This is a genomic window from Cellulomonas biazotea, from assembly GCF_004306155.1.
GTDB classification, from domain to species: domain Bacteria; phylum Actinomycetota; class Actinomycetes; order Actinomycetales; family Cellulomonadaceae; genus Cellulomonas; species Cellulomonas biazotea.
Map to the genome: position 1 here is coordinate 1 of NZ_BIMR01000147.1, position 9,196 is coordinate 9,196.

Here is a 9,196-nt window from a genome sequence, read left to right on the forward strand (position 1 = left end):
GCCCGTCGTCGTTCCGGGGACGTCCCCGGCGGCAGGGTCAGAACCCCGTCGACGTGACCTCCGGGTAGTACCGGCGGAACTTGCGCACCTGGTTGAGCTTCGCGGCCCACACGTAGGCGCGACGCCGCGGCGAGAGGTCCTTGCCGTACGCGAGCGGGTGCGCGGTCGCACGGGCCCGCACGAGCCGCCGCACGCGGGCCGCGAGCTGCGGGTCACGCACGTACCGCAGCAGCAGGCGGAACGGCACGATCGAGTAGAGGATCTCCCGGTCGACGACGACGGGCTCGACGGCCGCGCCCTCGACGTGGTCGGCGACGACGAACCGCATGGGGTTCGACCCGGCCGCGGTCACGTAGTAGTTGTTGCGCCCGATGCGCGGGTTGACCTCGAAGAACCGGAAGAGCCCGGTGCGCGGGTCGACCTTGACGTCGAAGTTGGCGAACCCGCGGTAGCCGGTCGCCGACAGGAACCGGCGCGCCTGGTCGAGCATGGCGTCGTCGCGGTACGTGATCATCGCGGCGGGGTTGCCGAGCCCGGACGGCGTGTGCTCCTCGAGCAGCACGTGCGCCGAGCAGAGCAGGGTGATCTCGCCGCGCGTGTCGACGTAGGCGGTGATGGACCGCATCTGCGTGTCGTCGCCGGGCACGAGCTCCTGGACGACGAACCGCCCGCGGAAGCCCGCGGACCGCAGCGCCGACCAGAGCCACGTGAGCTCGTCGGGCGTCGCGATCTCGAAGACCTTCTTCTTGCCCTCGAACTCGACGTCCTGGTAGTCCGCGCTGCTCGCCGCCTTGGCGATGAGCGGGTAGTCCAGGTCGACGGGTGCGGGTGCCCAGCCGGGCTCGGCGGCGGCGGTGAAGTCCTGGACGATCGTGCGCGGCACGGAGATGTCGAGCCGGTCGCAGATCTCCGCGAAGCTCGCCTTGTCGGAGATCTGGTCGAGCAGCTCGGCCGTGAGGAACGGCACGACGTAGAACGGCTCGAGCTCGGCGCGGTGCTGGACGACGACGCGCACGAGCCAGTCGGAGTTCGCCATGAGCAGCAGGCGACGGTCCGGCAGGCGGCGGGCGACCTCGAGAAGCCGGTCGACGAGCTGGCGGGGGTCGTGCCCGTCGGCGACGATCTCGTGGTCGACGATCCGGGAGTGGGCGACGGGCCCGAGCGCGGCGCCCGCGACGACGACCGAGCGGACGCCGTACGCCTCGTGGAACGAGCGCGCGAGGGCGTAGACGCCGATGTCGGCGCCGAGGATGACGGGCTGGAGCGGCCCGCCCCCGCCGGCCCGGGACGTGCCCGGGGCGACGGGGGCGGTGGTGGGCTCGCTCACGCGTCCTGCTCGGTGCGGTCGCCGGACCAGGTGGTGTGGAACGTGCCGTCCCGATCGGTGCGGCGGTAGGTGTGCGCGCCGAAGAAGTCACGCTGCGCCTGGATCAGGGCGGCGGGCAGCCGCTCAGCACGGACCCCGTCGTAGTACGCGAGCGAGGAGGAGAACGCGGGGGTCGGCACGCCGTGCAGGGCGGCACCGGCCACGACCCGACGCCACGCCGGCACGCCGTTGCCGACGGCGCCGGTGAAGTACTCGTCGGCGAGCAGCAGCGGCAGGTCCACGTTGCGCTCGTACGCCTCGGTGATGCGGTTGAGGAACCGGGCGCGGATGATGCACCCACCACGCCAGATCCGGGCCATCGCACCCCGGTCGATGTCCCACCCGAACTCCGCGGACGCCGCGGCGATCTGGTCGAAGCCCTGCGAGTAGGCCACGACCTTCGAGGCGTACAGGGCCAGGCGCACGTCCTCGATGAACGCCGCACGGTCCTCGACCTGCCAGTCGGTGGTGTGCGCGGGCAGCGTGCCCAGCGCGGCCGTGCGCTGCGGGACCGACCCGGACAGGGCACGGGCGAACGTCGCCTCGGCGATCCCGGTGATCGGCACGCCCAGGTCCAGACCGTTCTGCACGGTCCAGCGACCGGTGCCCTTCTGCTCGGCCCGGTCCAGCACGATGTCGACGAACGCCGACCCGCTCGCCGCGTCGACATGCTGCAGCACGTCGGCGGTGATCTCGATCAGGAACGACTCCAGGTCACCGGTGTTCCAGTCGGCGAAGATCTGCCCGATCTCCGCGGCGGAGGCACCCAGCCCCTGCTTGAGCAGGTCATACGCCTCGGCGATCAGCTGCATGTCCGCGTACTCGATGCCGTTGTGCACCATCTTCACGAAGTGCCCCGCACCGTCGGGACCGACATACGTGCAGCACGGCACGCCGTCGACCTTCGCGGAGATCTTCTCCAGGATCGGACCGAGCCACTGGTACGACTCCGCGGTGCCGCCGGGCATGATCGACGGGCCGAGCAGTGCACCCTCTTCACCGCCCGACACCCCCGAGCCGACGAAGTGCAGGCCCTTCGCGCGCAGCGCCTTCTCCCGGCGGATCGTGTCCGGGAAGTGCGCGTTGCCCGCGTCCACGACGATGTCGCCCTCGTCGAGGTGCGGCACGAGCTCGTCGATGACCGCGTCGGTCGCGGCACCGGCCTTGACCATGACGACGATCTTGCGCGGGCGCGCGAGCGAGGCGACGAAGTCCTCCACCGACTCCGAGGCGACGAACGTGCCCTCGTCGCCGTGGTCGTCGACGAGCGACTGCGTCTTGGCGAACGACCGGTTGTGGATCGCGACGGTGAACCCGTTGCGGGCGAAGTTCCGGGCCAGGTTGCGGCCCATGACCGCGAGTCCGGTGACGCCGATCTCCGCGGTTCCGGTTGCCGAGCTGTTCGCGGCCATGCGTGAGGTGCTCCTTGTCGTCGACGGCCCGACCTCGCGCGCGCGACCCGTGCGCGAGGCGCAGGACGGGTGCGGCGACGACCGGGTGGGGGTGCGCGGTCAGCCTAGCGGCGTAGCCGACACCCGGGAGCGGCGTGCCGGACGCTAAGACGGCGGCCCCGCCCGTACGCTCCGGAGCGTGACCCCCGCAGGCCCTGAGGACGTCCCGGCCGAGTTCGTCCGCGCGCTCCGTTCGTTGCGCAACGTGACGGTCCGGCCTGAGGTCGTGCTCGACGAGGTGCCGGGCCCGGCCCGGATCGCGCCGTTCTCCGCCGCCCTGACCGCCGAGGTCCGCAGCGCGCGGCGGTCGGTCGCGGCCGCCGAGCTCGCCTCCGGCCGGTTCGTCGTGCTCTACGACCCCGAGGGCCAGGAGGCGTGGGAGGGCACCTTCCGCCTCGTGACCCTGGTCCGCTCGACGCTCGAGGCTGAGGTCGGTACCGACCCGCTGCTCGCCGAGGTCGCCTGGACGTGGTTCACCGACGCCCTGGAGTCCGCCGGGCTCGAGCCGCACGCGGCCGGCGGCACCGTGACCCGGGTGCTGTCGCAGAGCTTCGGGGCGCTCGAGCGGCGCTCGGAGCAGACCGAGCTCGAGATCCGCGCGTCCTGGACGTCGGCGGGCGAGGACCTGGGTCCGCACCTGCGGGCGTGGGCGACCCTGCTGTGCACCGCGGCCGGCCTGCCGCCCCTGCCGGAGGGCGTCGTGCCCCTCGGCCCGCGGCGCTGAGCCGCAGCACCGGCCACCCGCACCGGCCCCGGCCCCGGCGGACCGCGGCCGTCCCCCGTCCGGCCCTCGCGCGACGCCGACCGACCGCACTCCGCCCCGCCTGAGGGCTCAAGTACCCCCGGTCCGCTGCCGATGAGAGGCACGTGACCATCGAGCCCCTGCGTCGTGACGTGGCCCCGCTCCGCCGGGTCGCCGTACGGACGTCCGTGCCGGCGACGCGCCGCCCCGCGGCGCCCGTCCAGCAGATGTGCGTCGTCGTCTCCGAGATCGCCGACGGCGACGGCGTCGCGCTGGTGCAGAACCTGCGCCGCCGTGGCGCGCCGCGCGTCGTGGTCCTCACGCGCCGGGCGAGCCGCCCGGAGCTGTCCGTGCTGCTGCAGGGTGGGCTGCGGGGTGCCGTCGCGGGCCTCACCGCCACGACCGTGCCCCGCCGTCCGGCACCCGCCCCGGCCCCGCCGGCGCTGCCCGACCTCACGGCTCGTGAGATCTCCGTCCTGCGCCTGGTCGCGGACGGCCGCAGCAACCGCCTCATCGGCGAGGACCTCGGGCTGTCGGCCCTGACGGTCAAGAGCCACCTCGCCCGGATCTCCCGCAAGCTCGGCACGGGCGACCGCGCGGAGCTCGTCGCGATCTCGATCCGCGGCGGCGTCCTCGACTGACGCGGACCGCGACGCCCCCGGCGCCGCCCGGGTGACGCGCCGCGCACCACGGCCCGCCTGCGCGGGCGGGACTGCACCGTCGCTTACGGTTGACCTCATGCACTCCGAGGTGGCCGGCGACTCCCGCAACACAGGGAGCGACGTCGACCCCACCCCGCCGGACGCCGTGGCCCCGACCGAGCCCGTCGACGTCGTCGGTGGCGTCGACGCCGAGCAGGAGGCCGCCGAGCAGGTCGTCCCGCTGACCGAGCCCGCGGACGGCGTCCCGCCGGTCGTCGACACCCCCGAGGCGCTCGCGCAGGTCGTGGCCGCCTTCGGTGCGGGCACCGGCCCCGTCGCGGTCGACGCCGAGCGGGCGTCGGGCTACCGGTACGGGCAGCGGACCTACCTGGTGCAGCTCCGCCGCGAAGGGGCGGGCACGGCCCTCATCGACCCGATCGCGCTTCCTGACCTCTCGGCGCTGTCGGATGCGCTGGTCGGTGTCGAGTGGGTCCTGCACGCGGCCTCGCAGGACCTGCCCGGGCTCGTCGAGCAGGGCATGCGGCCGTCGCGCGTCTTCGACACCGAGCTCGGGGCGCGGCTGCTCGGCATGGAGCGCGTCGGTCTCGCCGCGGTCGTCGCGGACGCCCTGGGCCTGGGCCTGGCGAAGGAGCACTCGGCGGTCGACTGGTCGACGCGCCCGCTGCCGCCGGAGTGGCTGCGCTACGCGGCGCTCGACGTCGAGGTCCTCGTCGAGCTGCGCGAGGTGCTCGCCGAGCGGCTCGCGGTCGCCGGCAAGGCGGAGTGGGCGGCCCAGGAGTTCGAGGCCGTCCGCAACGCCCCCGTCCCGCCGCCACGCGTCGACCCGTGGCGACGGGTGTCCGGCCTGCACCAGATCCGCGACGCCCGGCGCCTGGCCGTCGTGCGCGAGCTGTGGCTCACGCGGGACCAGAACGCCCGTCAGCGGGACATCTCCCCGGGTCGCGTGCTCCCGGACGCGGCGATCGTCGCGGCGGCGCAGGCGCTCCCGCGCTCGGTCCCGCAGCTCACGGCCCTGCCGGCGTTCTCCGGCAAGGGCACGCGCCGCCGGGCGACGCTGTGGCAGCAGGCGATCGACCGTGGTCTCGCGGTGCCCGACGCGGAGCTGCCGTCGGTGCGCGGCCCGAAGAGCGACGCACCGCCGCCCCCGCGGGCGTGGGCCGACAAGGACCCCGCGGCCGCGGCGCGCCTGACGGCCGCGCGGGACGTCGTGACGGAGCTGTCCACGACGCACCACGTGCCCGCGGAGAACCTGCTGCAGCCCGACCTGCTGCGGCGGCTGTGCTGGACGCCGCCGTCCTCCCTGGACGCCGCGGCGATCGAGGACTTCCTGGTCGCGGGCGGTGCCCGGCCGTGGCAGGTCGAGCTGCTCGCGGAGCGTCTCGCGGGCGCGTTCGCGGGCCTCGCGCGCGGCTGAGAGGCCCGTCGGGCCGACTGTTACTCTTCGGTAACTTCGGCTGACGTAGGACCAAGGTCCCGGTAGCGTCGGCCGGAGCGGGCGCACGCGTGTGCGCCCCACACCGACACCGGACACCGTCGTCCACGCCTGGAGGCCCGATGCCGACCGCATCCGCCCGACCGCCCGCCCCCCGTCGCGTCGTCTTCGTCGACGGGGTCCGCACCCCCTTCGGCCGCGCCCGCAAGGACGGCCTCTACGCGCACACGCGCGCCGACGACCTCGTCGTCAAGACCGTCCGCGAGCTGCTACGCCGCCACCCCGGGCTCCCGCCCGAGCGCATCGACGAGGTCGCCATCGCGGCGACCACCCAGCAGGGCGACCAGGGCCTCACCCTGGGGCGCACGGTCGGCGTCCTCGCCGGCCTCCCCCGCACCGTGCCCGGCTACGCCGTCGACCGCATGTGCGCGGGCGCCATGACCGCCGTGACCAACGTCGCCGCGACCATCGGGTTCGGCGCGCAGGACGTCGCGGTCGCCGGTGGGGTCGAGCACATGGGGCACCACCCCATGGGCTTCGACGCCGACCCGAACCCGCGGTTCCTCAGCGAGCGGCTCGTCGCTCCCGACGCGCTCAACATGGGCGTCACCGCGGAGAACCTGCACGACCGCTTCCCCGCCCTGACCCGTGAGCGGGCCGACGCGTACGGCGTCGCGAGCCAGGCCCGGTACGCCGCCGCGCTCGCCGCGGGGCAGATCGAGCCCGACCTCGTGCCGGTGGCCCTGCGCGACCCCGAGCGCGGCTGGGGCCTGGCCACCGCCGACGAGCCGCCCCGCCCGGGGACGACCGTCGAGCAGATCGCCGGCCTCCCGACGCCGTTCCGGCCCGGTGGCCGCGTCACCGCCGGCACCGCCGCCCCGCTGACCGACGGCGCCGCGTCGTGCGTGCTCGCCGCCGAGGACGTCGCTGCCGAGCTCGGCCTGCCGACGCGCATGCGTCTCGTCTCCTTCGCCTACGCGGGCGTCGAGCCGGAGATCATGGGCGTCGGCCCCGTGCCGGCCACCCGCAAGGCCCTCGAGCGCTCGGGCCTGACGATCGACGACATCGGTCTGTTCGAGATCAACGAGGCCTTCGCGGTGCAGGTCCTCGCCTTCCTCGACGCGTTCGGCATCGCCGACGACGACCCGCGCGTCAACCCCTACGGCGGCGCGATCGCCGTCGGGCACCCCCTCGCGTCGTCGGGCGTGCGCCTCATGACGCAGCTCGCCCGCCAGTTCGAGGAGCGCCCCGAGGTCCGCTACGGCCTGACGACCATGTGCGTCGGCCTGGGCCAGGGCGGCACCGTGATCTGGGAGAACCCGCACCACCCCGAGTACGAGCCGACGAACGGGAGCCAGCTGTGAGCACGACGACCGACGCCCCGCAGACCCGTCCCGAGCGGGTCACGCACGCGCTGGTCCGCGACGTCGCCCTGCCGGGCGGTGCCGGGACGCTCGCCCTGGTCACGGTCGACAACGGCCTGGACCACACCAAGCCGACGACGTTCGGTCCGCTGGGCATCGCCGAGCTCACGGCCGCGCTGACCACCGTCCGGGAGCGGGTCCGCTCCGGCGCGGTGCAGGCGGTCGCCGTCACCGGCAAGCCGTACTTCCTCGCGGCCGGCGCCGACCTCACGCAGGTCACGACGGTCGCCGACCGGGACACCGCGCTCGAGCTCGGGCGCGGCGGCCACGCGGCGTACGTGCTGCTGCACGACATGGGCGTGCCGACGTTCGCGTTCGTCAACGGCGTCGCGCTCGGCGGCGGGCTCGAGCTCGCGCTCAACTGCGACTACCGCACGGTCGCGTCCGACGTGCGCGCCCTCGCGCTGCCGGAGACGGGCCTGGGCCTCGTGCCGGGCTGGGGCGGCGCCTACGTCGTGCCGCGGCTCGTCGGCGTCGAGAAGGCGCTCGACGTCATCCTCACGCGCCCCGCGGCGAACAAGCCGTTCGCCGCGGCCGAGGCGGCCGGCATCGGCCTCATGGACGTCGTGCTCGACCCGGCCGACTTCCTCGAGGAGTCGATCCGGTGGGCAGCGCGTGTCCTGTCCGGCGAGGTCGTCGTCGAGCGGCGCCCGCTCGACCCGCAGCCCGTGTGGGACGGCGTCGTCGCGGCCGCGCGGCAGCGTCTCGACGCGGTCGTGCACGGCTCGCGGCCCGCGCCGTACCGCGCGCTCGACCTGGTCGCCGCCGCCCGCACCGCGTCGCGGGACGACGCGTTCGTCGCCGAGGACGAGGCGCTCGCCGACCTCATCATGAGCGACGAGATGCGCGCGAGCGTCTACGCGTTCGGGCTCGTCTCGGGCGGCAAGAAGCCCGTCGGTGCACCCGACCCGTCGCTCGCGCAGCCGGTCACGCGCGTCGGCATCGTCGGCGCGGGGCTCATGGCGGCGCAGATCGCGCTGCTGTTCGCGCAGCGCCTCGGCGTGCCGGTCGTCATGCGGGACCTCGACGACGAGCGCGTGGGCAAGGGCCTGGCGGCCGTGCGCTCCACGGTCGAGCGGCTCACGTCGACCGGCCGGATGAGCGAGTCCGCGGGGGCGCGTCTCCTGGGCTCGGTCACGGGCACCACCGACCTCGGCGACCTCGCGTCGTGCGACCTCGTCATCGAGGCGGTCACCGAGATCCTCGACCTCAAGAAGCGTGTCTTCGCCGAGCTCGAGGACGTCATCTCCCCGACCGCGGTGCTCGCGACCAACACCTCGGCGCTGTCGGTGTCCGCCATGGCCGCCGACCTGCGCCACCCGGAGCGGGTCGTCGGGCTGCACTTCTTCAACCCCGTCGCGGCCATGCCGCTCGTCGAGGTCGTGCAGGCGCAGCAGACGTCGGCCGAGGCGCTCGCGACCGGGTTCGCGGTCGCCGCGAAGCTGCGCAAGACGGCCGTGCTCGTCGCGGACCGTCCGGGCTTCGTGGTCAACCGGCTGCTCGTGCTGCTGCTCGGCGTGATCGTCGACGCGGTCGAGCACGGCACGTCCGTCGAGGTCGCGGACCGCGCGCTGCGGCCGCTCGGCCTGCCGATGCCGCCGTTCGAGCTGTTCGACCTCGTCGGCCCGGCGGTCGGGCTACATGTCCTGACGTCGCTGCGCGAGGAGCTCGGCGACCGGTTCCCGCGCTCCCCCGGGCTCGAGAAGCTCGTCGCGGACGGCACGCGCGTCGTGCTCGACGCACCCGCGAAGGGCCTGCCGAAGCCGGTCGACCCCGCGATCCAGGCGGTCTTCGACGCGGGCCGCGAGGTCGACGTCGCGACCGAGCCGCTCGACGAGGCGGGAGTCCTCGACTCGGTCCTCACGGCGCTGACCGTCGAGGTCGGGCACATGCTCGACGAGGGCGTCGTCTCGACGCCGCAGCAGATCGACCTGTGCATGATCCTCGGCGCCGGCTGGGGCTTCCACCTGGGCGGGCTCACGCCGTACCTGGACCGCACGGGCTACAGCCAGAAGGTCCTCGGCCGCCGCCTGCTGCCCGACGGTGTGGCGAACGTCCCGACCCGCTGAGCACCTGCGGGCCCGTGGCCGGCCGGTCGTCCCCGACGGCCGGCCACGGG

General features: G+C 74.5%; 7 protein-coding genes. 5 read left to right on the plus strand and 2 right to left on the minus strand.

All coding sequences use genetic code 11. The features are described 5' to 3' along the window. Positions 1-37: 37 nt before the first annotated feature. Positions 38-1,327 (minus strand): carboxylate--amine ligase, encoded by a 1,290-nt coding sequence (locus CBZ_RS10580; RefSeq protein WP_130781522.1) that lies wholly within the window; start codon positions 1,325-1,327, stop codon positions 38-40. Beyond that, positions 1,324-2,778: an NADP-dependent phosphogluconate dehydrogenase gene (gnd, locus tag CBZ_RS10585; RefSeq protein WP_130781523.1), complete on the minus strand. Its 1,455-nt coding sequence runs from the start codon at positions 2,776-2,778 to the stop codon at positions 1,324-1,326. The genes CBZ_RS10580 and gnd overlap by 4 nt, the downstream gene beginning before the upstream one ends. Before the next feature lie 178 nt (positions 2,779-2,956). Between gnd and CBZ_RS10590 the strand changes: the two genes are divergently transcribed. The 5 genes from CBZ_RS10590 (at position 2,957) to CBZ_RS10610 (ending at position 9,146) form a co-directional block, all read left to right on the plus strand. Beyond that, complete coding sequence (locus tag CBZ_RS10590) at positions 2,957-3,541, plus strand: DUF3000 domain-containing protein (protein ID WP_130781524.1); 585 nt, start codon at positions 2,957-2,959, stop codon at positions 3,539-3,541. A gap of 143 nt (positions 3,542-3,684) precedes the next feature. Then, positions 3,685-4,200: a helix-turn-helix transcriptional regulator gene (locus tag CBZ_RS21995; protein ID WP_281274873.1), complete on the plus strand. Its 516-nt coding sequence runs from the start codon at positions 3,685-3,687 to the stop codon at positions 4,198-4,200. A gap of 97 nt (positions 4,201-4,297) precedes the next feature. Beyond that, positions 4,298-5,635 carry an HRDC domain-containing protein gene (locus CBZ_RS10600; protein WP_130781525.1) on the plus strand — a complete coding sequence of 446 codons (1,338 nt, stop codon included), beginning with the start codon at positions 4,298-4,300 and terminating at the stop codon, positions 5,633-5,635. A 140-nt stretch (positions 5,636-5,775) separates the two neighbouring features. Then, positions 5,776-7,017, plus strand: a complete 1,242-nt coding sequence (locus CBZ_RS10605; RefSeq protein WP_130781526.1) for a thiolase family protein — start codon at positions 5,776-5,778, stop codon at positions 7,015-7,017. Continuing rightward, on the plus strand, positions 7,014-9,146 hold the full coding sequence (locus CBZ_RS10610) for a 3-hydroxyacyl-CoA dehydrogenase NAD-binding domain-containing protein (RefSeq protein ID WP_130781527.1): 2,133 nt from the start codon (positions 7,014-7,016) through the stop codon (positions 9,144-9,146). Before CBZ_RS10605 ends, CBZ_RS10610 begins: the two co-directional genes overlap by 4 nt. Positions 9,147-9,196 lie beyond the last annotated feature (50 nt).